Origin of the sequence: Pseudoalteromonas neustonica (assembly GCF_001653135.1) — a bacterium.
Classification (GTDB): Bacteria; Pseudomonadota; Gammaproteobacteria; order Enterobacterales; family Alteromonadaceae; genus Pseudoalteromonas; species Pseudoalteromonas neustonica.
Genome location: NZ_BDDS01000007.1, coordinates 13,717 through 39,378, shown reverse-complemented (window position 1 = coordinate 39,378; position 25,662 = coordinate 13,717). Strand labels below are relative to the sequence as shown.

Genomic DNA, 25,662 nt, shown 5'->3' with positions numbered 1-25,662 from the left:
TAATATGAGTACTACAACACCCATTAGCCAAGAAAACATTGTAGTCGGTGAAGTCGCCAATGGTTTACCGCTCACGATTCCAGTGTATCGAATTAAAGGCGATGGCAGCGGCCCTAGCGTTTACGTGCAAGCAAATATGCATGGCGCAGAAGTGCAAGGTAATGCCGTTATCTTCCAATTACTTGAGCAGCTTAAGTGCCTTAAACTCAAAGGCGATATCACTTTAGTTCCTTACGCGAATCCTATTGGTTGCAATCAAAAATCAGGGGAATTTACCCTCGGTCGCTTTGATCCAATAACGGGCACCAACTGGAACCGTATGTATCACTGCAACAGTAACTTAGCGGTGCAATTTGCCGAGCAATACGCAGATGCAGATGATCACACTTTAAAAAGCGTATTTAAAGCCGCGCTGATCGATGAAGTCGATCAGCAATTAACGGGCCCCGCGTACCGCCTAACCACAGGTAAACGCATTGCTCTTAATTTGCAAAAGCTCGCCCACCAAGCAGATATTGTTTTGGATTTACACACGGGGCCAATCTCTAGCCAGCATTTATATTGCCCTGATTATGCGAAAGCCAGCGCCAGCTACTTTAATATTCCCCATGTGTTATTTATCCCAAATGACTTTGATGGTGCAATGGACGAAGCCAGTTTTTGCCCATGGTGGCAATTAACAGACGCACTTGCCAAACAAGGTCGTGAGTTTGCCGTGCAGGTTGAAGCGTTTACCGTGGAGCTTGGTAGCCAAGAAAAAATTGATTTGAGTGCAGCATTTGATGATGCCAATAGTATTTTAAGCTATCTAAATCATAAACAAGTATTACTTGATGCACCTCACCTGCCAAAAGCGATAACTCGCTATGGCTGCAATTTAAATGACTACCTTGCCTATTACGCACCAATGGGCGGCATGGTCGAATATATTGCGCCATTGGGGGGTCACATCAAAGCGGGTGAGCCAATTGCAAAAGTACTGCGCATGGAGCGTTATTTAAGTGAGCAGCCTTTGCAAACACTCACACTTGATTGTGATGCCATCGCAATTTTGCACTTTGCATCAGCGAGTGTAAACCAAGGCACTGAACTGTATAAATTTTTTACTAACGTATTTGAGCTTTAACTTTTGTGTAAAGCTCACTCCCATCTCATTGCGTGAGAGCAATATCACCTTAGGGTAATATTGCATTGAACAAGCGGCTACGGCCGCTTTTTCTCTTTTTGCATAGTATAAAATCAATTCAAATAGATAAGTTCAGTAAAAGTTCACCATCATTAAGTTAAAAACACGGTATACTTTTAACAACACACGGTTTTTCTCAAAGGAATAATAATGACTTGGCGCTACGGGATTCTATTTACTACATTGTTGTCCAGCACTGCAATTGCACAACAAGCACAAATCGAAAAAAAGAACGAACAAAGCAGCAATATTGAACTCGTAAAGCAATGTATTTTAAATGAAGCTATTGCTGGTGATGGCAACCAAACGCTAGACCAACTTCGTAAAAAGTGTTCAGCACTTGATGAAAGTAAACAAATTACAGCACTTGATAAACGTCAAGCCCGTGAACAAGTAAGCCAGAAAAACCGCAATGTCATAACTCCGCACAAACGTAATTACATATTGCCTTTGTCATATGTATCAAACCCAAATGTACGCCCGTTTGATGGCTTAAATGAATTAACCCAAGACAGTGACGGCGAACCACTTGATAACCTTGAAGCAAAGTATCAACTATCAATCAAAGTTCCTTTATATAACGACTTTGATGATGAAGATCAGGCTGTATATTTTGGCTTTACATTGCAATCATTTTGGCAGCTTTATAACAAAGAAATCTCATCTCCATTTCGCGAAACAAATTACGAACCGGAGATCTTTTGGGTTAACTTCCTCGATCCTGAACATGTGCTTTGGGGTGATGAAATGGCAATTTCAATTGGCGCAGTACACCAATCAAATGGTCGAAGCCAACCCAACTCGCGATCATGGAACCGCATTTATGCTGATTTCATCTGGGAAAATGAAGGATTTGTTTTTAGCTTTAAACCTTGGTACCGCATTTCAGAAGAAAGAAAAGAAGACCCTATGGTAGCAAAAGGCGATGACAACCCTGATATCCATAAATATATGGGGTACTTTGAATTTTCAGGCGCATATCGCTGGAACGAACACGAATTTAGTTTTATGACCCGCAATAATTTAAATTCAGATAATCGTGGTGCTATTCAATTAGATTGGTCTTTTCCTTTATGGGGTAGGCTACGCGGCTACGGGCAATACTTTAACGGCTACGGTGAAAGTTTAATTGACTACAACGCAGATATAGAGCGCATCGGCATCGGTATACTCTTGACTGATCTTCTATAAGCACTATTTAAAAAGCCAAGTATTCACTTGGCTTTTTATTTAGCATATAACAGCGCTATTTTTTAATAATAAATTGCCCTTCAAATTCAGCGACCAGCACATCGCCATCGTATATTTCAACAGGCACTAAATAACTGGCTTTACCTTCACTTTCAAGCTCGGCTAGCTTTCCTTTACAGCCACTTAAATCAACACTCCCACGAGGCTCATTATTCAACGGCTTTAAATATTTAATATTAGCATCGGCCAACACTATATTACCTTCAAGCTGCGCTTCTTTAAGCGCTAAGTAAGTCGCTCCCCACCCAGTTAATGTCGCTAAGCTATAAATAGATCCTGCAAACATCGTATTGTGCAGGTTTAAATTAGCATCCAAGTCTGCACTGGTCGTGAATTGCCAATCGGTGTAGCTCTCCACTTTAATACCCATTGCATCACTGATCGGGATCGACTCACGCCATGTATTTTGCAATACTTGAGTCCAATTTGGATGACGAAACCAGCCTGGCTCAGACGGCTTTTGCTTTATCATTTTCCAATGCTGTACATCGTCATAGGCTAAATGGGCTTTTTCTTTTAATTCGTAGCCGTGGCGCTTATAAAAATCCAATGCGCGTTCACGCGCATACAACACAAGCTCACCTGCATCTTGTGTCCATGCTAATTTTTCAAGTTCATGTAATAAGCGACTGCCAATATGCTGATTTCGATTACCTTCAGCCACGGCCATATAACGGACTTGTGCTTGTTGGTGATTATTAAAATGAAGCCGTGCAACACCTAACACTTCACCTGCTTTATTCTTTATAAAACGATGTTCAGCATCTTGCTCTAAATCATCTTGCTCAGAGCCACGCGGTTCATTCCAAGGCGCGCGCAGTACCTGCCAACGTAATTGATAATAAGCTTGCCAATCTTCGCTACTTTGTGGTGTTGTCACCTGAAACATAATCACTCCTGTTGCAATCAAGGCCGCCATAAACAACTCATTAAATTAAAACATCTACACACGCGAGCGGTTTATTTAATAAGAATGCGGTCTGTTATTATTTGCAAACTACCATACTCGATTTGATAAACACTTGGAATACGACTTTGGTTAGCCAAGAGAAATAACTATTGTTACCTGTAAAACCTAGCGGACAAGCTGGCACTTTACCTTGACTCATCTATTCTCATGTAATGGAATATTTATTAAAAGCAAACGGGACAGTAAAACAGTGCTTTGTTGAAGACTGTCACCGTATAGGGCAATTACTATATTGGCAAAAGTGCGGCGCTGATTGCATTCAAGTGCGTGAGTATAAACAACTTCGTTGGTTACTCATCAACGACACACTTCAATCAGTGGTAACAACGGACGATCCCAGTCAGCTACACTTTCCTCACTTACAACACTTGGCAAAGTTATGGCAGTCAATTCCAGTTCCACAAAGCATATTGGAGCTTGGCCTAGGCGGTGGTGCTATACATAACTATCTACGACTCACCTACCCTAATTGCAATCTAATATCGATAGAAAAAAACCCGGACATAATTCATTGCTACACACATTTTTTTGATAAAAAAAGTGACTCAAATTTACGATGTTTAGATGCTGAAATAGAGCTTGAAAGAGAGCAGGTATATGACTGGATTATACTTGATTTATTTAGCAAACTCGATGTTCCACTATTTTTATACAAGCAGCAGTTTTATCGAAAAATCTATAAAAAACTATCAAAAAATGGCTGCCTGTTTATTAACTTCCTTTCCCAACATGACTCTCAATTAAAACAACTCGAATCGATATTACTTAGTACATTTTCAATACAACCCACCATAAAGCACATCTCTGGTTATGCAAACCATATTGTACTGTTGAAAAAATAACGGTCTATTTACTCTACTTTGATTTTTGCGCCCAAAAATGTTGCGCGATACTATTTAGAGCAGTTGAATGCGTTTGTAAAGCTGCGCATTTAGCAATATTTTGCTCAGAAGATTGTAAACCGCTTTCACTATAATCCTTAATTTTTGTAACATTTTCAGTTATCTCTTCCGCAACTTTCACTTGCTGCTCAACTGAAGTCGCAACCTGAATATTAAGATCCAGAATATGATTCATCTCCGTGCTCATATACTCAATTGATGTTTTAGCTTGGGTCGTTGAATCCACACTACTCGATACGCGTTGCTGTGCTTTTTCCATTGCGGCAACAGCGGATTTTGTACCTTGATTTATCTTCTCTATTGTCTTCACAATTTCTTCTGTGGACTGATGGGTTCTATTAGCCAAAGTACGAACCTCATCTGCAACAACAGCAAAACCACGACCTTGCTCACCTGCTCTTGCAGCCTCAATTGCTGCATTTAAGGCTAATAAGTTAGTTTGTTCTGCAACCGAACGTATAACAGCAACTACATCATTAATAGCTGCACCATCTTTTTCTAATTGCTCTACAACGCTTGCTGCATTGTTAACATCATTACTTAGCTCGTTCATATTATTAACTGCTTCTTCAACCTGTAATAAACCTTGTTGAGCATACTCATGTGTCGATTTTGCTGCGCTTGATGTTGCATGTGCATTACTCGATACTTCATTAAAACTTGCAGACATTTGAGTAATTGCCGATGCCATGGAGTCTGTTTGCTGATATTGCATAGACACACGAGAATGATTTTGTGACAACTCATGCTCTAAACTATTTAATGCATCGCCCATATTCACTGATGCATCATTTATACGCCCTACAATCGCTCCAGCTTCTTTACTTAACACCTCCAGCGCCAGTAACACCTTGTTCGCTGCATTATTATTTCCCGTATAAATATAGGTAGCTAATGGATCATCTACTATCGATTGTGCTTTTTCGATTACTTTATGCCATTGCTTTGATTGCCATAATAAACTGGTCAATAATAAACACATAGGGATAAGCGGTAACCCTAGTGCACTACCTAAAGAGGCTTGAGTGAAATTAAAAATCAAAAAGGCTGTTAATAAATAACAAAATAAAACCCCACACACCATAAACATTGTCGCAGAAGCCTTCTCCCACCAAGGGATTCTAAATTCCCCTCCGCTTTGTAATTTTTTGTATAAATTTTCAGCTCTATTTTTAACAGAGTCTTTTGGCCTCACCCTAATCGACTGATATTCAATTTGACCTGTCGCTGTCTTTAAAGGGCTTGCATAAGCGTCGACCCAATAATGGTCACCATTTTTACAGCGATTTTTAACTATTCCCATCCACGATTTACCTGATTGCACACATTGCCAAAGGTCAGCAAACGCAGCAGGAGGCATATCTGGGTGACGAACAATATTATGATACTGACCTATTAAATCAGCTTCATCAAATCCAGAAATGGCTATAAAATCTTTATTTATATACTTTATTTTACTATCGGGAGATGTAATCGAGAGAATATTAACAGAGGAAGGTAACTCGATGTTCTTTTGGGTTACGGGCTCATTTTTACGCATTATTGATTCACTACCTTTGTAAACACCAATATTATTGAAGCGAGGCCCTACTCAAGCTTGCTTGCCACTTTTTAGGCTCTACGGACTTTTTATTATTGTAGTAGGGAATCAGCTAATGGGTATAAATAAGCAAAAATATATACCCAAGTCCCCAAAATATCAGTTTATGTAGGAATTAAAAGCGATGTAGGCAGGCATTGATTGTAAAGGATGGTTATTCCCTTGTTAAAATAAATAACGCAATATAAATCGTTTTAAATCAACTTTTGGCATATTGAAGTGAGTTGGATAGAGTAGCTATATAGTGAGCAAAAAAGTCACTGGCCCGTCGTTACATAAACTCACCTGCATATCAGCAGCAAAGCGTCCTGTTGCAACGCTCAGCCCCGCAGCTTTTGCTTGGTCTACAAAGTATTCGTATAGCTCATTTGCCTGAGCAGGTGTAGCCGCAGACGAAAAGCTCGGCCGCATACCTTTTTTTGTATCTGCAGCAAGTGTAAATTGCGAAACAACCAGTAATTCGCCTTTTATATCTTTCAAGCTGAGATTCATTTTATCGTTTTCATCACTGAATATACGATAGTTACTCACTTTATGAAGTAGTTTATTTGTGGTGTCTTTATCGTCATGTTTTTCAACACCTAATAACAGTACTATTCCTTGTTTTATTTGACCTACAAGCTGATTATCTACCTCTACCTTTGCGTGTTTTACTCGCTGGATTAATCCTTGCATTTATTCCTCGTTAATTTGATATACATAAGATCGGCTGCTCGCCTTGCTGCCGCTAAATATACCTGATTATCAACACCGTGCCCAACACCATCTAAAATCAATAGTTGTGAGTTCAGGCTACTTGCAAGTCGTTGAGCAACACTAAAGCGACACACTAAATCTTGGCGTCCATGAATAAACCAAATAGGTAAATGAGATAAACAGTCGCCATGCTGCGCTATATAATTATCATCTATAAAGCAGTGATTAATAAAATAGTGCACCATTAAACGCGCCATATTTAAACCATGCTGCGGGCAACTAAGCGTCCATTGTAGCGACTGCTTCCCTTGACTTAGAACAGCCTCCCACTGGCACCATAACTTAGCAAATCGACTGGCACTTATTTGATTCTCACTGGCCAATTGCTGTTCGTAGAACGCTAAAATACTCATTGCATCAGGTAAATCATGAGAAAACTTAACGTATAGCTCAGGGTAAAACTGCGCACCGGCACCTTGCGAGCTGTATAACCACTCTAAATCAGCATGTGCAGCTAAAAATGTACCACGTAAAATCAACCCAAAAACATGCTCTGTATGCTTAATTGCATAAAGTAAACACAAGGTTGCCCCCCACGAAGCGCCAGATAGCAACCATTTGGTAATGCCTAGGTAAGCCCTCAAATAATCAAGATCTTTGATTAAGTCAGCCGTTTCATTCGCGATAAGGTGATGAGGAGTTGATAAACCGCAGCCTCGTTGGCTATATAAAATAATGCGGTACCGGGTTGGGTCAAAAAAGCGGCAGTTGTCAGCATGTAAGCCCACACCGGGCCCGCCATGACAAATCACAACGGGTAAACCATTGGGGTTACCGTATTCTTGCACATGTATCTGGTGTCCATCCCCCACACTCAAATGAAAATCGTGGTAGGGGGTTATGTTCGGATATAACGGCATATTGCTGGCTCCTAACAAAACACATTGCTATTTAACGGATGTTTTCCTCCTCATCAAGAATGATCTCAGGCGTATCTTCGATATCTTTTGGGCTTATGCACACGGTAAACTCAGCACCGAGCAACACCACAACCCACGACAAATACACCCAAACAAATAAGATGGGGATTGTAGCCACCGCACCATAAATAACTTCGTACGAAGGAAAGTGACTAATATAAAGTGCAAAACCTTTTTTAGTTAGCTCAAAAAGTAACGCCGCAAAAAAAGCACCCGGTATCGCAGCTCTAAACGATACTCGCGTATTAGGCACTAAAGTATAGAGCATAATAAAGCCAGCCATAGAAATTAAATAAGGCAGTAGTTTAAGTAAAAACCCACTGAATCCTGGAATCCCTTGATCAGCAAACGACACTAAAGATACTATGTATGAAGTCACACCAATACTTGCGCCTAATAACAATGGCCCTAAGCTTAATACCATCCAATAAACTGCAAACGAAATCATCATTGGGCGTTTATGTTTTATGCGCCAAATTCTGTTCAGTGTTGCGTCCACATTGCGGATCAAAAGCAGTGCTATTGCGGCTAAAAAACCGATACCGACAGCGGTCATTTGATTGGCATTACCAGCAAAAGAGCTAATATGCTCCTTAATCACATCAGAGGAAGTCGGTACAAAATTGGTGAATAAAAAATTTTCTATTTCGATTCTTGTAGATTCGAACCCCGGAAAAGCCGAAAATATTGCCACGCCAACTGCTATCAATGGCACTAAAGATAACAAAGTAACATAGGCTAAATAACCTGCATTAACAGTGATTTGGTCATCAATGCAACGATTTATATACTGCATCCACCAACCAGGTTGTTGACGTATAAACGAAGCTGCTTGCTGCCTATAGTGCGTGACCTTATCGCTCATAAAGTTAACTTTTTACAAAATAATTTTGATTATCATAGCAATCGCCCACATAATTTGCAGTATCAACGGATTTAAAAAGAGATCTCAATGAAAAAAAGTACATTTCTCAGCGCACCACTTTTAGCACTCACCCTAGCTTTATCGGGTTGCCAATCTGCCTATTACTCAGCAATGGAGTCTGTCGGTGTACATAAACGCGACATACTCGTTGATCGTGTAGAAGAGGCAAAGGAATCACAAGAGGAATCGCAAGAAGAATTTCAATCAGCATTAGAACGCTTAACCACTTTAATTAACTTTGACGGTGGCGAGTTACAAGAGGCTTATAACCAACTTAATGATGATTACGAGTCAAGCTTGAAAGCTGCTGAAGATGTAACCACCAACATCAATAAAGTTGAAGACGTTGCGGACGCGTTATTTGACGAGTGGGCAGATGAACTTGAGCAATACAAAAGTGCATCTTTAAAGCGTGAAAGTAGCAAAAAACTTAATTCGACTAAGCGCCAATTTGACCAACTACTGCGCTCAATGCGAAGTGCCGAAAGCAAAATGGAGCCAGTACTTTCATCGTTAAAAGATAATGTATTGTACTTAAAGCATAACTTAAATGCGCAGGCTGTAACCGCCATAAAAGGCGAATTTACAAACCTTAAACGCGATATTCAAATATTGATGAATGATATGAACAAGTCAATTGCTGACTCAAACAAATTTATTGAACAAATGAATAAAGCAGGATAATAATCCTAGGATCTAAAACTATTAAGCCCATTCACTGTAATGGGCTTTTTTATTGTTATTTTTTGTTACTTTTAAAATGTTTTTTAATCGGCTGTTTTTGGTACACTTTTATGTAGTTAAAATTACAAAGCGTAAATAAACAATGAAGGTATACGGTGTTGGTTTAATCATTGCTTCGTGCTTATTGGCCGCGTGTGGTACGCCCAATCAAGTGACCCAGATAACCGCACCAGATGCTGTTATTGCACAATACAAAGAGGGTGATCGTGCTGGTCGCTACCATAATGTATACCCAAAAAAGCAAAATTACCCGACCACCTGCGAAACTGACTGCTACCCTGCTCACCCCGATTTGCTGTGTGAAACGAGCGCTGAAAACTGCCAGTATCAAGGTAGGCAAACACTGCCACAGTTAAATACCAACTACACTGTCCGCTGGCTGGGTCACGCTAGTTTTTCGATCAATACCCCAAACGGTCAGCATATATTATTTGACCCTGTAAAAGCGCAGTTTGATTCCCCCGTTGATATCGCATTTAAACTTACAGGAGGCATCTATCGTCAGCCTGGTGCTTGGTTAAATGAGCAAGAGTTAGCCGGTATTGATGCCGTTATGTACTCACATATCCATTATGATCATTTCAATAAAGCCGATATAGAACTCATAGGTAATAAGCCCTATTACTTAACGCCACTTGGTATGGCGGATAACTTTCCTACAGGTGGTTTTAACATCAGCGAAATGCCGTGGTACTCAAAAACCAATATTGATGACTTAACCATTCACGCAGTGCCAGCTCATCATTTTAGCAATAGAGTACTTATTCCCTACATCTACAATGATGACAATAAAGACTCATGGAATGGCTGGTTGCTAGAACAAAATGGTAAAACTTTATTTTTTGCAGGCGACACGGGCTATTCAAAACACTTTCAAGACATTCAGCAAAAATATGGCGATATTGATGTATGCCTAATACCCATCGCTTCTTACTATCATAAAGAAAACGGCAAATGGTATCGCTATGTCCATACCACACCGGAAGACGCGCTAAACGCAGCACAAGAGCTTAATTGTAAAGTTATGATACCGTGGGGCTATGGCAACTCAAGTTGGCAGATGGGCGATCACAGCAGCCATTCTGCGTTACTGCGTTTATTGCATATGTATAAAAAAATGGATTCACAAGTACCGCTATATATTCTTAATGAAGGTGAAAGTGTGCAATTGTAGTCATTAACAAGCTGTAGAGCATTCGACGATATTACTGAGCGAATCAGACAATGTACGTTTTAGCGAAACCACTTAACTTTTCAACGAGGGAAACGACTGCAATGTTTGTCGATTATATTGATACACCGCTAGGGTGTGTTGAATTTAAAGCATCAGATAAAGGCATTACCCAAGTTATATTTTCTGGGGAAATAAAAACCCACGTCATAGCCAGCGATATAACAACTGAGTGTAAAAAACAGTTACATGAGTATTTCGCAAAAGCACGCAAAGAATTTGACCTGCCCCTTGATCCTAAAGGAACAGATTTTCAAAAATCAGTGTGGTACTGCTTATCAAACATTCCCTATGGTGAAGTCGTCACGTATTTAGACATCGCTAAAATGGTGAATAAGCCCAAAGGCTCTCAGGCCGTTGGCGGCGCTAATGGCCGAAATCCTATTAGCTTAATTGTACCGTGCCATAGAGTGATAGGCAGTAATGGCTCACTCACAGGCTATGCAGGAGGAATTGAGCGTAAATTGTGGTTGCTCAGCCATGAAGGCTTTGAAGTTAAGCCATCAAAAGAAAGCCAACAACTCGACATTCAAAATGTGATTCATTCACGACAAGCCAAAACCGAGTTTTTAGCTTAACCTCTGCCCTGTTATTATTCACCTTGAAATTACTGAGTTACTTAAACTGTAGGCCGAGATTTATCCCGAAAAAGTAATTACGTTAGCGCCTGCGCGAGGTAAATTCCCACCTATGGTGTTAGCTTTAGTGTCTAAATCTGTTTTAGGTAAAGCTTTATGTGGTTGTCTTTCACCTACAACCAATCTACCCAACCACGCTTGTTCTAATCTGACCGCTTATAGCTTACAACTCTTGTTTTCACCCACTAAAAAGCCGCTGTATCTTACAATACAGCGGCTTTTGAAATCATGATTCTAAATTAATAGATTATGACTTTGGTGCACGACCCGCACGTTTACGTTCGTTTTCTGTAAGGTGACGCTTACGGATACGAATGTTTAGTGGTGTAACTTCTACTAACTCATCATCAGCAATAAACTCAAGCGCTTGCTCAAGTGAATAGTTAAGTGCTGGAGTTAATGTTTGTGCTTCATCTGTACCAGATGCACGAACGTTAGTAAGTTGCTTACCTTTAAGCGCATTAACTGTAAGGTCGTTATCACGGCTATGAATACCGATAACCATACCTTCGTATACTTCAACACCGTGACCGATGAATAAACGGCCGCGCTCTTGTAAGTTAAATAATGCGTTAGTAAGTGCTTTACCAGTTGCATTTGCAATCATTACACCGTTCTTACGAACACCTAGCTCGCCACCTTTGTGCGGACCGTAGTGATCAAACGTGTGATAAAGTAAACCAGAACCTGATGTTAACGTCATGAACTCAGTTTGGAAACCGATTAAACCACGGCTAGGGATCATAAAGTCCAAACGCATACGGCCTTTACCATCTGGGGCCATATCAGTAAGCTCACCTTTACGAAGACCAATTTGTTCCATGATAGAACCCTGGTGCTCTTCTTGACAGTCAATTGTTAGTGTTTCATACGGTTCTTCTAACACACCATCAACTGTACGTAAGATTACTTCTGGACGAGATACTGCTAGCTCGTAACCTTCACGACGCATGTTTTCGATTAAGATACCTAGGTGTAATTCACCACGACCCGATACACGGAAGCTATCAGGGTTATCAGTATCTGCAACACGAAGTGCTACGTTGTGTACTAATTCTTTGTCTAAACGCTCACGGATATTACGTGATGTTACAAACTTACCTTCTTTACCACAGAAAGGTGAGTTATTTACAGAGAATGTCATTGTTACTGTTGGCTCATCAACACTTAGTGGTGGTAATGCTTCAACGTTGCCAGGGAAACAAACTGTATCAGAGATCTTAAGCTCACCAATACCTGTTACTGTTACGATATTACCTGCGTAAGCTTTATCAGTTTCGATACGCTCAAGGCCAAGGTAGCTTTGTACTGCACCGATTTTACCGTTACGTTTAGAGCCGTCAGCACCAATAATAGTAACTTGTTGGTTAGGAGCAACAGAACCACGTTTGATACGACCTATCCCGATTACACCAACATATGAGTTGTAATCAAGTTGAGAGATCTGCATTTGAAAGTCACCTTCAGGATCTGCATCCGGTGGTGATACTTCATCAACGATCATCTTGAACATAGGTTCCATGTTGTCTGATGGCTCGTCTAAATCTAGTGTTGCCCAGCCGTTGATAGCTGAAGCGTAGATTACTTTAAAATCTAACTGTTCGTCAGTTGCGCCAAGGTTGTCGAATAAATCAAAGATTTGATCCATAACCCAATCAGGACGTGCACCTGGCTTATCAATTTTATTGATAACTACGATCGGCTTTAAGCCCTGTGCGAATGCCTTTTGCGTAACGAAACGCGTTTGCGGCATTGGACCTTCTTGAGCATCAACAAGTAGTAATACTGAGTCAGCCATCGAAAGTACGCGTTCAACTTCGCCACCGAAGTCGGCGTGTCCTGGAGTATCAACGATATTGATATGGTAATCGTTCCATGAGATGGCTGTGTTTTTAGCCAAAATGGTAATACCACGTTCTTTCTCAATGTCGTTTGAGTCCATCACGCGCTCTTCGTTACCGCCGCGTGTTTCTAATGTACCTGATTGCTCAAGTAGTTTGTCAACCAGTGTTGTTTTACCGTGGTCAACGTGCGCGATAATCGCTATATTTCTTAACTTTTCGATGCTCATATATTCACTCAGAGAAATTGAATCTCAATGATCCTGCAGGGGCTTTACGCTCTCACCCGCGTTTTCACGAGATGTCCCAGCATTGGATTTAAAAGGGCGCATATTATCCCCTATAAATGACATGGATGAAAGTTTATCCAATATATATTTCAAAACTTTCTTAATAGTTCCAATAAGTATCTGTTTTATATATGACATTTTTATTAATTTAATTTCTGAATTAACTCTTATTTTGTACATTCATTACATTTCATGCCATATTTTGACAGTATTTTATAAGTAAGTTAGTTTTACAGCTGTGTTTATAATTCATACAAGTCGTACCAAATCCCGTTACGCACCAAAATGATCTTTTAACGCTTCATATTGGTGCAACGCAATAGGTAGCATAACGTAGAACTATAATTTTTAAACTTATAAACAAAGACTTATAAATATGGCACAGAAAACGCTTACTATAAACAAAAGCAATTATGCAGCAAAAATAAAACCCAACAGTTGGAGGACACATGTCACAATCGGTTTTAGATTTTATTAAAGAAAATGACGTTAAGTTCGTTGATTTACGCTTTACTGATACAAAAGGTAAAGAGCAACACGTTTCTATTCCTCATCACCAAGTTGATGAAGATTTCTTTGAAGACGGTAAAATGTTTGACGGTTCTTCAATTGCTGGCTGGAAAGGTATTAATGAATCAGACATGGTATTAATGCCTGTTGCTGAATCAGCTAAGCTAGACCCTTTCACAGAAGAAGCGACATTAATCTTACGTTGTGACGTCGTTGAGCCTGCAACATTACAAGGTTATGAGCGCGACCCGCGTTCAGTTGCTAAACGCGCTGAAGAGTATATGCGTTCTACAGGTATTGCTGATACAGTTTTATTTGGCCCTGAACCTGAGTTTTTCGTATTTGATGATGTTAAATACAAAACGGATATGTCTGGTTCAATGTACAAAATTGATTCTAAGCAAGCTGCTTGGAATTCAGATAAAGAATATGCAGATGGCAACACAGGTCACCGTCCTGGTGTTAAAGGCGGTTACTTCCCAGTTGCTCCAGTTGATGACTTCCAAGATTGGCGTTCAGCTACGTGTCTCGTTCTAGAAGAAATGGGCCAAGTAGTAGAAGCACATCACCACGAAGTAGCAACCGCTGGTCAAAATGAAATCGCGACTCGCTTTAATACGATGGTAATTAAAGCAGATGAAATCCAAGAGATGAAATATGTTATCCATAACATGGCTCATTTATATGGCAAAACTGCGACTTTTATGCCTAAACCAGTTGTTGGTGATAACGGTTCTGGTATGCATTGTCACCAGTCTTTAGCTAAAGACGGTGTTAACTTATTCGCAGGCGACAAGTATGGCGGTCTTTCTGAAGATGCACTTTACTACATCGGCGGTATTATTAAGCATGCTAAAGCAATCAACGCGTTTGCAAATGCGTCGACTAACTCGTACAAGCGTTTAGTACCCGGTTTTGAAGCGCCAGTTATGCTTGCATATTCTGCACGTAACCGCTCTGCATCAATTCGTATTCCAGTGGTTCCGTCTGAAAAAGGTCGTCGTATCGAAGTACGCTTCCCAGATCCAACAGCTAACCCATACCTTGCATTTTCTGCAATGTTAATGGCAGGTCTTGACGGTATCAAAAACAAGATCCACCCTGGCGATGCAATGGATAAAGATTTATACGACTTACCTGCTGAAGAAGCAGCTGAGATCCCAACTGTTGCGGCATCACTTGATGAAGCACTCTGTGCACTTAGCGCAGACCGTGAGTTCTTAACGCAAGGTAACGTATTTACTGATGACTTAATTGATGCTTACATCAAACTTAAGAGTCAGGAAGTTGAAAAGCTTAACATGACAACTCACCCAGTTGAGTTTGAAATGTACTATAGCTGCTAATAACGCTGTAGAGAAAATTATCTAATAGATAATATATATGTGTTCTCAAGGCCCGTTTTACGGGCTTTTTTTATGGTAAATTTGGTCATTATCCACTACAGTTTAATTAGTGCAAAAAATGCAGGACTGTACAGTGAAAAAAACAATTTTATTACTTTTAAGCATGTCTTTAGTTAGTATTAACAGCTACGGCGGTGACAAAAAAATCTACTCGTGGAAAGACAAACATGGCGTACTGGTATTTTCTGACAGCCCTAGAGCAGGAGCCCAAGAAATTAAATTATCAAGCCAAAATTTATCTATGCCCGCTGTTGATATTACCGTGTTAAATGAAGACAAGCCCGCTGCGGTGGTCAACTTTAAAATTGTTATTGCTTCACCCACTAATGAAGAAACTGTCCGTGAAAATACAGGGTCTGTTTACGTTACTAGTAGAATAGTTCCACGCTTTGAGAGCGGTTTTAAAATTCAATTACTCGTTGATGGTGTCGCATTCGCTAAGCCGAGCAACACGGGTACTTTTGCACTTCGTGATGTAAACCGCGGTGAGCACACATTGCAATTGAAACTATTTAACTCCGAAGGTTCTGTGGTCTCGGTTAGTGAAAGCAGCACTTTTTTTATGCATAGGGCATCGTCTTTGTAAGAATAGTGTTTTTTCTACCACGACACATTTCTTGTACGTAACTCTGTGATAAGCTGCTAAATATCATCAACGCACTAAAATGGTGCAACCATGCCCAACAATAATATTTTCCGCCCCGAACTCCTCGCAAGTATTTGGCAAAATCTGACTACGGCCGTTATTTTACTTGATGAACGTTTTACCCTTGTGTACGCCAATGACAGTGCGAGTGAGCTATTAGGCTTAGGCCCTAAACGTATTTTAAAACAATCTTTCGATAGCCTATTTAGTTACCACTCAATTGATTTAAAACGAATAGCGCAATACGCTTTAATTGATGGTGTAGATTGCCACCAGCACAGAGCTGACGTAGTTTTCGTTGATTCTCGCCATGCTAAATTAGCGATTAGTGCACGACGCGTTATGCTGGAAAATGCCTATTATATTTTGCTCGAATGTCGGCAAACGGATGATGAAATCCGCCACGATCAAGCTTCAAATCAAATGCACCAATATCAAGCTGCACGCAACCTAATTAGGGGGCTTGCGCACGAAATAAAAAATCCTTTAGGTGGTATTCGTGGAGCGGCGCAATTATTGCAGTATGAGGTTGATCAGCAAGAACGGGATGAATGCGCTGAGCTAATTATTGAGCAAGCAGATCGCTTGCGAGAACTGGTTGATAGATTACTAGGGCCGAATCAATTACCGCAAAAATCATACGGTAATATTCACCAAACCTTGGAGTCGGTTATCAGGTTAAGTACTCTCGACAACTGTGCCAACATCAGTTTAGAAAAAGATTACGACCCGAGTATACCCGATGTGTTTATTGACCAAGGTAAAATTCAGCAAGTTGTGCTCAATATCGTACGTAATGCGCAGCAAGCATTAGTGAATGGTGGTGTAATCAAAATTAAAACACGCATCAACCAGCGCCAACGACGCCCCGGAAAACCCCCTAAAAAGGCCTTGCAGATACAAATTTCAGACAATGGACCAGGTATAGATCCTAGCATTAAAGAAACGCTATTCTACCCCATGATCACGAATAAAGAAGGTGGTTCTGGCCTAGGCCTTTCGATAGCGCAAACCTTGATCGACCAACACAATGGCTACATCGAGTGTGATAGCTGGCCTGGTCATACAGAATTTAATATATATCTGCCGTTTGTAGATTAAGCGGTTTTGGAGCACCTATGAAAACAGTTTGGCTTGTAGATGATGATGCATCAATTCGTTTCGTACTTGAAAAAGCCCTCACCCGTGCAGGATTTAACGCTGAAAGCTTTTCTAATGCACAAGATGTCCTCACTGCACTTAAATTTAGCCAACCGACTGTGCTTATTTCTGACGTACGTATGCCCGGAATGGACGGTATGGCACTGTTAGAACTAATAGCAGAGCAAAACCCAGGGCTGCCAGTTATTATCATGACTGCGCATTCAGATTTAGATTCAGCAGTCAATGCGTTTCAAAAAGGTGCTTTTGAATACTTAGCCAAACCATTTGATTTAAATGAAGCCGTCAGCCTTGTTGAAAGTGCGTGCCGTGCGAATGCGACAAAAAAGACCAAGCGTAAGCAAGCTCCCCCCAAAAGTGCGCACATTATTGGTGAGGCCCCCGCTATGCAGGAGGTGTTTCGTGCTATAGGTAAACTATCGGCATCAAGCATGAGTGTGCTCATTAATGGTGAGTCTGGTACAGGCAAAGAGCTTGTCGCCAGTGCTTTGCATAACCATAGCCCACGAAAAGAAAATCAATTTATTGCTTTAAACATGGCCGCCATTCCTAAGGAACTGGTTGAGTCAGAGCTCTTTGGGCACGAAAAAGGTGCATTTACAGGTGCTGATAGCGTACGTAAAGGCCGTTTTGAACAGGCTAATGGCGGCACCTTATTTTTAGATGAAATCGGTGACATGCCATTGGATGTGCAAACACGCTTATTACGCGTATTAGCAGATGGTGAATTTTACCGTGTTGGTGGGCATCAAAGTATTAAAGTGGATGTGCGTATTATTGCTGCAACACATCAAAACCTTGAAGATCTCGTTAAGCAGGGTAAGTTTAGAGATGATTTATTTCACCGTTTAAACGTCGTCAGGTTACGCCTTCCCGCGCTACGTGAACGCACCGAAGATATAGAACGCTTAGCGCAACACTTTTTGCATAAAAGCGCCAAAGACTTGCAAGTAGAAAGCAAAATTCTTAGCCCAAAAGCAACCGATCAACTGCGCTTATTCAACTGGCCCGGAAATGTTCGTCAATTAGAGAATACTTGCCGCTGGCTAACCGTTATGGCACCGGGTGAATTAGTCAGTGAGCAAGATTTACCTCCTGAGATTCTCGAAGTAGAGGCGTCGCAACAAGAAGGTGACTGGCTCGATGCATTTCAGCAATGGCTGAATCAAGAGCTTAAACAAGGTAAAGAGAATATTTGGCCTAACGTACAAGCTCAATTAGAAACCCGCTTGATTAAAACGGCACTAGCCAACTGCGCTGGACACAAACAAGAAGCAGCAGTAAAAATTGGCTGGGGTCGTAATACATTGACCAGAAAATTAAAAGAGCGCAATATTAATTCATAAAATGACAATATTGGTTTTTGATGAAGTTAATCGAGCACATTCCTCTCATAAAACAGATGGAAATTATTAATAGACTGAATTTTTTTAGAGAGTTCTCACTCAACGAACGACAAGTTTTGCTTGAATCATTCAGTCAATTATATTTAATTAGCCAAAGCCGTTTTTTATTTAAGCAGTTTGATAACGACAAACGCTTATACATTGTTCTCAGCGGTGCCATTGTTGTCTATAAACACAGCCACTTACTTGACTTAGGCACAATTGAGCCTGGTGAATTTATTGGTGAAGGCGCATTTATTAACAACCGAGAGCGTAGCACCAGTGCACGCGCCAAAAGCGACACTATCGTGCTTGCTATTACACCTGAAGCACTGACTCGCTTACCTAATGTGATCCGCGAAAAAATTAAAGATCGTATTATTGAAGGCATGAGTGAACGCATTACAAAATTAAATGACTACCTTGAATCACGCGGCTAATTTGCATTTAAACAGCTTCTCAACGAATGTCTCAGGTACCTGAATTTTAAATACCTCTGTAATCAACTGATACAATTGCGCTGAACTTGTAATGGCTAATTCGGTGCTGTGCTTGTTCTTTTCATTCCAATAAAAATACTGATTGTTACGAATTAGAAAGCGCTCTGAGTCGGCTATACGCGATACAACTAAGTTATTTACAAATGCGGCACTTTGATGTTGATGACTATAAAAGTGAGCAATCTCACAATCACTTTCATAAAATTCACCGAGCTCAATACGATAAATATATTTGAGCTCTGGCTGAGTTTGCTTAACTTCAATGAAATTATCAGTACGTTTTACTTGGTATGTATTCACCCCTTGCTGATGCAACCCTGATTTATCAATAGGCAGCGGTATAATTGGTGTACTAACACCAAAGCCAACATCAATTAAATATTGCTTGTTATCCAAGGTGAGCAGAATGAGACGATGTGAGCGTGGGTTTTGTGTTTGGCCATTGAGCATTACACGGCCAATAAGTATTTTTACATCAAAACCAAGCGCCTCTAGTGCAAGGTGAAAAATTTTATTGTGCTCAAAGCAATATCCGCCCTCGCGCTGCTCTATCAAACGCTCAAACAATATTTTAGGCTCTAAACTTAGCACTTTATCTTGTAGTGCATTGATGCTGCTAAAGCTGTATTGCGCTAAATGCGCGGCTTGCATGTGTGAGACTAAATCTAAATCAAGCTGAGCATGCGTGTTAACTAATAGTGTCGCAAGGTAGTTTTTTATATAAGTGGGCATAGTTAGTCCTTTAAGGTATATAGGGTATCTAGAGTATGCACACATCTTAAAACCTCAAGCTAAGTTGAGGTCAATACTTTTATGCAATATTCAAACATGCGTAGTTCTCGTTATATAATTGCTCGGCATATTGTTCTGACAATGGTCGGCTCATTAAGTACCCTTGCGTGTAGTGGCAATATAGCTTAGATATTTTTTCAAGTTGATTGTCAGTTTCAATGCCCTCTGCAGTTACTGTTAAATTAAAGCTTTTTGCGATCGCACAAATTGCCTCCACTAATTGCAAAGAATCTTTACGGTGCTCTAAATCATTAATAAACGAGCGATCTATCTTCAATCCTGTCACGGGCAAACATGTCAACCGAGATAAACTGCTATAGCCTGTGCCAAAATCATCAATGTAAATACCAAACCCTAACGAATGCAAGCGCAGCAATGGCTCTATTAAACTGTCTTCTTCTGCCATCATTGCCGACTCTGTTAATTCTATTTTTATTTGTCGACAGCTGATAGAGCTCCGTTGCATTCGTGATTCCAACCAATCTAAAAACCCTTGACTATGTAGCTGAATAGGCGAAACATTAATACTTATAAATACTTCATTTCCTGATAGTGACTCAATAAAACTTAGAGCGCGCTCAAATACCCACTGACCTAGTTGAACTATTTTCCCGCACTCTTCAGCGATTGGAATAAATTCAGCAGGACTCACGTGACCTAAAGTTGGGCTATACCAGCGTAATAGCGCTTCAAAACCGTTTAGTTTACGGCCTTGGTTACAAAACATAGGCTGCAGGTGCAATGCTAACTCATCACTCACAGAGGATTCATGCAGCATTTTTTCAACTTGCAATTTACGTGATACCTCATCAGCAATACTATCACTATAAATATAATAACCATTTTTACCGCGTCGCTTTGCTTCATACATAGCAACATCTGCATCATGCAATAGCTTTTCCGCCGTGCACTCATTACAGGGTGCTTTAAATGGTCGCACGCCAACACTGCCACTCACCGTGTATTGCTGCCGTTGATAGGTAAATGGCCTACGGATCTCACCCAGCAAATCCTCCATTACCCCTTCGAGCGGTTGTAGTAGCTTGTGCGTTTTAATTAAAATAGCAAACTCATCCCCGCCTAATCGAGCTATTGAGCTACAAAAACCCATTAATATTTGCATTCGGGCGGCAAATTCAATAAGGAGTTTATCGCCAGCTATATGCCCTAAAGTATCATTAATTAATTTAAATCTATCGAGATCGATATACAGTAAAATAAAATCATCTTGGGTGGCTTTTCTTTTTACTTCAAGCGCATCTAAGAATGTTTGCCTGTTCAGTAAATTGGTCAGCCCATCATGCTGTGCTTTATACTTTAATTGCTCATGAAACAAGGTGTGCTGAGTGATATCAATCAAACGCCCCTCATAACGACGATTCCCATCATGTGTTGCCCAATTACCTGTTTGCCTTAGCCACAACGACTTGCCTTGACCATTCACCCCTAACCACTCAAATTCTTGATGATTACTTTGCTGTTGTAAATACAACAGCCACTGTTGCTGAGAATGTTCATCAGCCATTAGTTGACTAAAACGTATTGATGTTGATTGCTTATGATTACTTAATAATAGTCGCTGGAAGGCCGGATTAGCCTCCAATATATAGCCATGTTCATTTAGTACAAACAGCCCTTCGTGGCTATTTAAAAACACACTTTTATATTTTTTTTCTGCCGCTAGTTGCTGCTGTAATGCAATAAGCCGCTGACTGGATTCCCGCTCTAATTGCTGATTCGTTTTTGCCAAACATGCAGTACGCTCAACCACTGTTTTGTTCACTAGCTCATTACGATTAAGCAACGCCCTTACATGGAGTAACACCATTAAACCACAAAGTAGTGCAATCACTTCAAACGCTATAATCAAACAAATACTGTCATCGAGTAATGAATGTGACAATTGCTCTTTGCTATATAAAGTAAGCTTAATAGGCTCACCAAAAAAATTTACCTCACTACTCGCGCCAGCTGCCAACTCAGATAACGAAAACGTATTTTTCCAATCAGAGCTAAAAATCAAACGGTCTGCGACAGCGACTTGTAAATGCTGCTCTGTTCTCAAATACACATCTGAAAAAAGACTATCGAGTAGATTATCAAGTAAAAAACTAATCCCTAGTACGTGTCTAAAACCATCTACATCGCCTTGCTCGATCAAAATACTCCATTTGTTCTCACGGTTTGGCCAGACGAGAAGATACAACTGGTTACTCGCTTGCAAGCGCGCAACATGTGCGTTATTAAGTGCCACACTTTCTCCAACTGTATGGCCATACTCTGCCACTGGTGCGGCGCGGTTTATAACGAGCATATGCTCGGCATTTGCTTCTACACCTTTAATTTTAAAATCAAAATGCCCAGCCTTTTTAAGCGCCTGCGTTAAAACTTGCTGTTGTTGTGGCTTAATTAACGCATACGACTCCAACCGCAATGGAACATCAATGCCCTGCAGTTGTGATTGTGCCAGTTGTAAAAATAATTCAGGTTCATATCCATTGAGTTGCTGATAGGCGTCAATTGAGTAAAGTAAATGCGAGATATGTAACAACTTAGTCTTTAAAAGCTGCTCATGGGTGGTTAATTGCTTTTCTAATGTTTGCCGCGTTTCATTTTGGTAGTAGCTATGCAATATAGAACCAACATAAAGCATCATGAAAAAATACAAAGCGAAAAGTAAGTAACCTATTTGCATAGGCTGTTTCAAAATATTTAATTTCACAATATAGACTTATCATTTAGATTATGTACACTAATTGAATACGATAATAATTCTTATTTGCGATGATTAAAAGTAAACTTTACCTTTTATTTCTATTTTCGGTACTAAGTGCTGATTTTACGTTCGCTAATCAAAGCGAAATTAACATTTACTCTTTTCGAAAGCAGGAGCTCATTGCACCTTTACTTAACGATTTTGAACAAACCACTAAAATCAAAGTTAATTTAGTCAATGGTAAATCTCAAGAACTATTGCGTCGTTTAAACAATGATGGTGCCCAAAGCTTAGCTGATATAGTGCTGAGCGCTGATTTGGCCCAATTGCATAATCATCGCCACCTTTTACAACCTTTCAACGATTTTGCACAGCTGATCAATGTACCTACCCAGCTGCGAGATACTAATAATCTGTGGTTAAGTGTATCAATACGAGGACGGGCATTATTTACCAGCGATACAACACACGTGCCTACACCAATCTACTATGGCGATTTACAACAACCACAATACCAAGAAACATTTTGCGTACGGGACTGGCAGCACAGTTATAATCAAACCTTGTTTGCTGGTCTACTTGCCAGTAATAACAACCAAGACTCAGCTTGGATACAACACGCAAATAAGTTATTGGTAAAACGCCCCAGCGGCTCTGATAGAGATCAGCTAAGGTCATTAGCGCAGGGAAAATGCCAGTTTGCTTTCGCCAATCATTACTATTTAGCAATGTTACAAAACTCTCAGAATAAGCGCGATCGCGATATGGCCAGCAAACTCTCTATCAACTGGCTTAAAAATCAGCAAGGGTTAACACCTATATCAACAACCACTGTGGCTATCGCCAAATATGCGCCAAACGCTGATAATGCAAATCGCTTTATTGAATACCTAATAAGTGACAGCGCACAAAAAATGTATGCCAGTTTGCTGGCTGAATACCCGGTCACCAGCGTAATTAAAAACAGTGAGTTTAAACCTGCGCTCGAAGGCGTTAAACGCAGCATAGGTTTATTAGATCAAGCTAAAGCAATCAGTCCTTAATCCATATAAACAATCTGTAATGAACAATTTAGCCATTGTGGACTCCCAACATGCGCAGTATAGCGAAATGTATCTGAGGGTTTTTCCCCAAAAGGTGTGGCGACCAAAGGGGTTGAATGCGTGTATGACTGCGAAGTACCTCTATAATTGATGATTACATAGTCCTCATAACGCCCCCACTCTAACTGAGCACGAGTACCATTTAATAATGTAAACGCGACCACGTTTTCGTGAAATGTCACTTGTAAATCGTTGTATCTGTCTTCGTAGCAGTTAGTTGTACGCATTAATTTGGGCATATTAAAGCCCGGCTCAATGTGCTCGCCTCGTAGGTAAAAACCAATGTTACCATCGCTATAATGATGGTTTGCCACTGATACATAATTTAGCTGTGGTTGGTAGCCCATCAACTGCATAATATCAGCAAGTGACTGTGTTTCATGTGTGAGTAATTTATCTTGTGAGGTGAGCAATGTAGCCGCAGTAAACTCTTTCGGTATAGGCAATTGGGTAAATTGATAAGGTAATGTCTGTAGTTGTAATTGCTGTGTCAGTTGCTGCTTTTGTATTGCAGTTAAGCCTTGCGTATATACATAAACAGTCGGTTGTTGACACGCTGTTAGTAATAACAGCATGGCGATTAAAATTCCATTTTTCATAGTCACCTCAAATAGATTACGAATGTAGTCTACTTGAGTTTCTCTTTTATAGCAACCTAATTTACTTGGCTATCAAGCCACGCATCAACACTTTTACGCGTATACAAAACGTCTTTAAATAAACGATGCCGCTGAAATTCAAGTAGCTTTTCTTTGCTATTTTCACCGCAACTCAATTGACTGTGATTGTCGTTAAAACGCGAAATTAAAGAAAAACCACGATCTGATCTATCAGGCACTTTTTTTACAATTTTGCTAAGTTCAGATCGTACATCGTCAGCGGTCATAAATCCCGAACCTTCCAAGCCCATTAGCTCTTTTTTCATGGCTGATCTAACGCCCATTTTAAATCTCCAGTACTGCGGCATTTGTAATTAAATGGCCAACTAAATATCGAATTCGACTCGAATAGCAAATTGCAGGCCAGCTGTTCGAGCGGATACTACGCGTGAAATACTACCGTTTTCTTAAAGACAGAGAAAAACACTAAAAAGTTGCACATTAATTTTATTTAATGCTTCGCTGACTTGAGACAGCTAGATGCAAAAATCACACTAAGCCTTTATACTATAGGCTGTGCCCTACCTTAATGAGATCGAACATGAACCAAGAATATATTGAAATTGAATTAGAAGAAGAGCCAATTGAGCTATGTAAACTCTTAAAAGTTCTTGATTTAGTCGAAGGTGGCGGCCAAGCCAAAAATCTCATCACTGAGGGCTACGTGGGCGTTAACCATGAAATTTGTACAATCAAGCGGAAAAAATTATACAGTGGCGACATCCTTGAATTTGATGGTGAGCACTTTCAACTGACATTAAGTGAAACGGCAATCCCAGCTGAGCGCTCTGCTTCATCAACACAGCCTGAGCCACAAAAGAACACTGAGCAAGCAGCTAATGCCCCCGCAAAAGCCAAACGTAAACGTGTTAAAAAACCAAAGGTTGATGAAAAAACAGGCCGCCGTCCTATTTCATTTGGTTAATCGACTCCAGACTTGTAAAAGTAGCCGTAATCGACTTAAATTACCTTTTTGAATAATGATTAAAAAGGTAATTTATGACCCCTCCAGACTGGTTAAAATCCGTAGCTTGGGCCGCCCTTGCTTGGAACTTACTCGGGGTAATTGCGTTTATTATGCAGCTATTTATGACCCCTGATATGATCAGTAAACTACCTATAGAACAACAAGCTGCTTACTCAAACATTCCCCTTTGGTCAACGATTGCCTTTGCGGTAGCCGTATTTGGCGGCGCACTAGGCTGCATTTTATTATTACTAAGAAAAGCCATTGCACGAGACGTTTTTGCACTTTCACTTATTGCAATTTTTATTCAACAGTTTTATAACTTCATCGTTATTAACAGTATTGAATTGCTCGGTGCCAGCGCCGTATTTATGCCACTATTTGTAATCGTTATTGCCATTACTTTGCTACTGCTGAGCCACACAGGCAAACAACAAGCTTGGCTACAATAAAGTAGCCTAAGAGGCACGCCTTGGTTTGATCACTCATGCTTGAAATATCAATTTTCGGCATCATCTCTACTATACTTGCTTGTATAAAAATAATACAAAAATAGACTGGTA

Annotated in this window: 24 protein-coding genes; 14 read left to right on the top strand and 10 right to left on the bottom strand. The window is 40.3% G+C overall.

Translation table 11 applies throughout. The features are described 5' to 3' along the window. Nucleotides 1-4 precede the first annotated feature (4 nt). Nucleotides 5-1,126 (top strand): succinylglutamate desuccinylase/aspartoacylase family protein, encoded by a 1,122-nt coding sequence (locus A7967_RS11820; RefSeq protein WP_054206879.1) that lies wholly within the window; start codon nucleotides 5-7, stop codon nucleotides 1,124-1,126. A 210-nt stretch (nucleotides 1,127-1,336) separates the two neighbouring features. Then, entirely contained in the window at nucleotides 1,337-2,377 is a 1,041-nt protein-coding gene (locus A7967_RS11815) for a phospholipase A (protein WP_054206880.1), read from the top strand. 55 nt (nucleotides 2,378-2,432) lie between these two features. Here A7967_RS11815 and A7967_RS11810 read toward each other — a convergent pair whose 3' ends face one another. Beyond that, complete coding sequence (locus A7967_RS11810; RefSeq protein WP_054206913.1) at nucleotides 2,433-3,326, bottom strand: bifunctional GNAT family N-acetyltransferase/hotdog fold thioesterase; 894 nt, start codon at nucleotides 3,324-3,326, stop codon at nucleotides 2,433-2,435. A 233-nt stretch (nucleotides 3,327-3,559) separates the two neighbouring features. Between A7967_RS11810 and A7967_RS11805 the strand changes: the two genes are divergently transcribed. Further along, a complete protein-coding gene (locus A7967_RS11805; protein WP_054206881.1) occupies nucleotides 3,560-4,249 on the top strand; it encodes a spermidine synthase in 690 nt (229 codons plus the stop codon). 13 nt (nucleotides 4,250-4,262) lie between these two features. Here the strand turns inward: A7967_RS11805 and A7967_RS11800 are convergent, their stop codons facing one another. The 4 genes from A7967_RS11800 to A7967_RS11785 form a co-directional block, all read right to left on the bottom strand. Then, on the bottom strand, nucleotides 4,263-5,849 hold the full coding sequence (locus tag A7967_RS11800; protein ID WP_054206882.1) for a methyl-accepting chemotaxis protein: 1,587 nt from the start codon (nucleotides 5,847-5,849) through the stop codon (nucleotides 4,263-4,265). Nucleotides 5,850-6,146: 297 nt separating this feature from the next. Further along, entirely contained in the window at nucleotides 6,147-6,584 is a 438-nt protein-coding gene (gene dtd, locus A7967_RS11795; RefSeq protein WP_054206883.1) for a D-aminoacyl-tRNA deacylase, read from the bottom strand. After that, complete coding sequence (locus A7967_RS11790) at nucleotides 6,572-7,525, bottom strand: alpha/beta fold hydrolase (RefSeq protein ID WP_054206884.1); 954 nt, start codon at nucleotides 7,523-7,525, stop codon at nucleotides 6,572-6,574. Before A7967_RS11790 ends, dtd begins: the two co-directional genes overlap by 13 nt. Before the next feature lie 31 nt (nucleotides 7,526-7,556). Further along, nucleotides 7,557-8,450 carry a virulence factor BrkB family protein gene (locus A7967_RS11785; protein ID WP_054206885.1) on the bottom strand — a complete coding sequence of 298 codons (894 nt, stop codon included), beginning with the start codon at nucleotides 8,448-8,450 and terminating at the stop codon, nucleotides 7,557-7,559. 87 nt (nucleotides 8,451-8,537) lie between these two features. Between A7967_RS11785 and A7967_RS11780 the strand changes: the two genes are divergently transcribed. The 3 genes from A7967_RS11780 to A7967_RS11770 all read left to right on the top strand — a co-directional run bounded on the left by A7967_RS11780 (nucleotide 8,538) and on the right by A7967_RS11770 (nucleotide 11,063). After that, the gene (locus A7967_RS11780) at nucleotides 8,538-9,194 is read left to right on the top strand and encodes a DUF2959 domain-containing protein (RefSeq protein ID WP_054206886.1); all 657 of its coding nucleotides are present in this window, start codon (nucleotides 8,538-8,540) and stop codon (nucleotides 9,192-9,194) included. Nucleotides 9,195-9,336: 142 nt separating this feature from the next. Beyond that, entirely contained in the window at nucleotides 9,337-10,428 is a 1,092-nt protein-coding gene (locus tag A7967_RS11775) for an MBL fold metallo-hydrolase (protein ID WP_054206887.1), read from the top strand. Nucleotides 10,429-10,529: 101 nt separating this feature from the next. Further along, complete coding sequence (locus A7967_RS11770; protein WP_054206888.1) at nucleotides 10,530-11,063, top strand: methylated-DNA--[protein]-cysteine S-methyltransferase; 534 nt, start codon at nucleotides 10,530-10,532, stop codon at nucleotides 11,061-11,063. 307 nt (nucleotides 11,064-11,370) lie between these two features. Here A7967_RS11770 and typA read toward each other — a convergent pair whose 3' ends face one another. Next, the gene (typA, locus tag A7967_RS11765; RefSeq protein ID WP_054206889.1) at nucleotides 11,371-13,194 is read right to left on the bottom strand and encodes a translational GTPase TypA; all 1,824 of its coding nucleotides are present in this window, start codon (nucleotides 13,192-13,194) and stop codon (nucleotides 11,371-11,373) included. Nucleotides 13,195-13,703: 509 nt separating this feature from the next. On the opposite strand from typA, the gene glnA reads away from it, so the two are divergent. The 5 genes from glnA (at nucleotide 13,704) to A7967_RS11735 (ending at nucleotide 18,802) form a co-directional block, all read left to right on the top strand. Next, nucleotides 13,704-15,110: a glutamate--ammonia ligase gene (gene glnA, locus A7967_RS11755; protein WP_054206891.1), complete on the top strand. Its 1,407-nt coding sequence runs from the start codon at nucleotides 13,704-13,706 to the stop codon at nucleotides 15,108-15,110. Between the two features lie 133 nt (nucleotides 15,111-15,243). After that, nucleotides 15,244-15,756, top strand: coding sequence for a DUF4124 domain-containing protein (locus A7967_RS11750; protein WP_231659121.1), 513 nt, complete (start codon nucleotides 15,244-15,246; stop codon nucleotides 15,754-15,756). Between the two features lie 90 nt (nucleotides 15,757-15,846). After that, nucleotides 15,847-16,917, top strand: coding sequence for a nitrogen regulation protein NR(II) (gene glnL, locus A7967_RS11745; protein WP_054206893.1), 1,071 nt, complete (start codon nucleotides 15,847-15,849; stop codon nucleotides 16,915-16,917). Between the two features lie 17 nt (nucleotides 16,918-16,934). After that, nucleotides 16,935-18,323, top strand: coding sequence for a nitrogen regulation protein NR(I) (ntrC, locus tag A7967_RS11740; RefSeq protein WP_054206894.1), 1,389 nt, complete (start codon nucleotides 16,935-16,937; stop codon nucleotides 18,321-18,323). 20 nt (nucleotides 18,324-18,343) lie between these two features. Continuing rightward, nucleotides 18,344-18,802 (top strand): cyclic nucleotide-binding domain-containing protein, encoded by a 459-nt coding sequence (locus A7967_RS11735; protein WP_054206895.1) that lies wholly within the window; start codon nucleotides 18,344-18,346, stop codon nucleotides 18,800-18,802. Here the strand turns inward: A7967_RS11735 and A7967_RS11730 are convergent. Then, nucleotides 18,791-19,594: an arylamine N-acetyltransferase family protein gene (locus A7967_RS11730; protein ID WP_054206896.1), complete on the bottom strand. Its 804-nt coding sequence runs from the start codon at nucleotides 19,592-19,594 to the stop codon at nucleotides 18,791-18,793. The genes A7967_RS11735 and A7967_RS11730 overlap by 12 nt on opposite strands. 79 nt (nucleotides 19,595-19,673) lie before the next feature. Further along, the gene (locus tag A7967_RS11725) at nucleotides 19,674-22,376 is read right to left on the bottom strand and encodes a putative bifunctional diguanylate cyclase/phosphodiesterase (RefSeq protein ID WP_244507099.1); all 2,703 of its coding nucleotides are present in this window, start codon (nucleotides 22,374-22,376) and stop codon (nucleotides 19,674-19,676) included. A 62-nt stretch (nucleotides 22,377-22,438) separates the two neighbouring features. On the opposite strand from A7967_RS11725, the gene A7967_RS11720 reads away from it, so the two are divergent. Continuing rightward, on the top strand, nucleotides 22,439-23,413 hold the full coding sequence (locus tag A7967_RS11720; RefSeq protein ID WP_054206897.1) for an extracellular solute-binding protein: 975 nt from the start codon (nucleotides 22,439-22,441) through the stop codon (nucleotides 23,411-23,413). Here A7967_RS11720 and A7967_RS11715 read toward each other — a convergent pair. Both A7967_RS11715 and A7967_RS11710 read right to left on the bottom strand, forming a co-directional pair. After that, on the bottom strand, nucleotides 23,410-24,072 hold the full coding sequence (locus tag A7967_RS11715) for a hypothetical protein (RefSeq protein ID WP_054206898.1): 663 nt from the start codon (nucleotides 24,070-24,072) through the stop codon (nucleotides 23,410-23,412). The genes A7967_RS11720 and A7967_RS11715 overlap by 4 nt on opposite strands. Before the next feature lie 56 nt (nucleotides 24,073-24,128). After that, nucleotides 24,129-24,416 (bottom strand): hypothetical protein, encoded by a 288-nt coding sequence (locus A7967_RS11710; protein WP_054206899.1) that lies wholly within the window; start codon nucleotides 24,414-24,416, stop codon nucleotides 24,129-24,131. Nucleotides 24,417-24,673: 257 nt separating this feature from the next. Here A7967_RS11710 and A7967_RS11705 point away from each other — a divergent pair, with 257 nt between their 5' ends. Next, nucleotides 24,674-25,057: an RNA-binding S4 domain-containing protein gene (locus A7967_RS11705; protein WP_054206900.1), complete on the top strand. Its 384-nt coding sequence runs from the start codon at nucleotides 24,674-24,676 to the stop codon at nucleotides 25,055-25,057. 74 nt (nucleotides 25,058-25,131) lie between these two features. Next, nucleotides 25,132-25,551 carry a hypothetical protein gene (locus tag A7967_RS11700; protein WP_054206901.1) on the top strand — a complete coding sequence of 140 codons (420 nt, stop codon included), beginning with the start codon at nucleotides 25,132-25,134 and terminating at the stop codon, nucleotides 25,549-25,551. Nucleotides 25,552-25,662 lie beyond the last annotated feature (111 nt).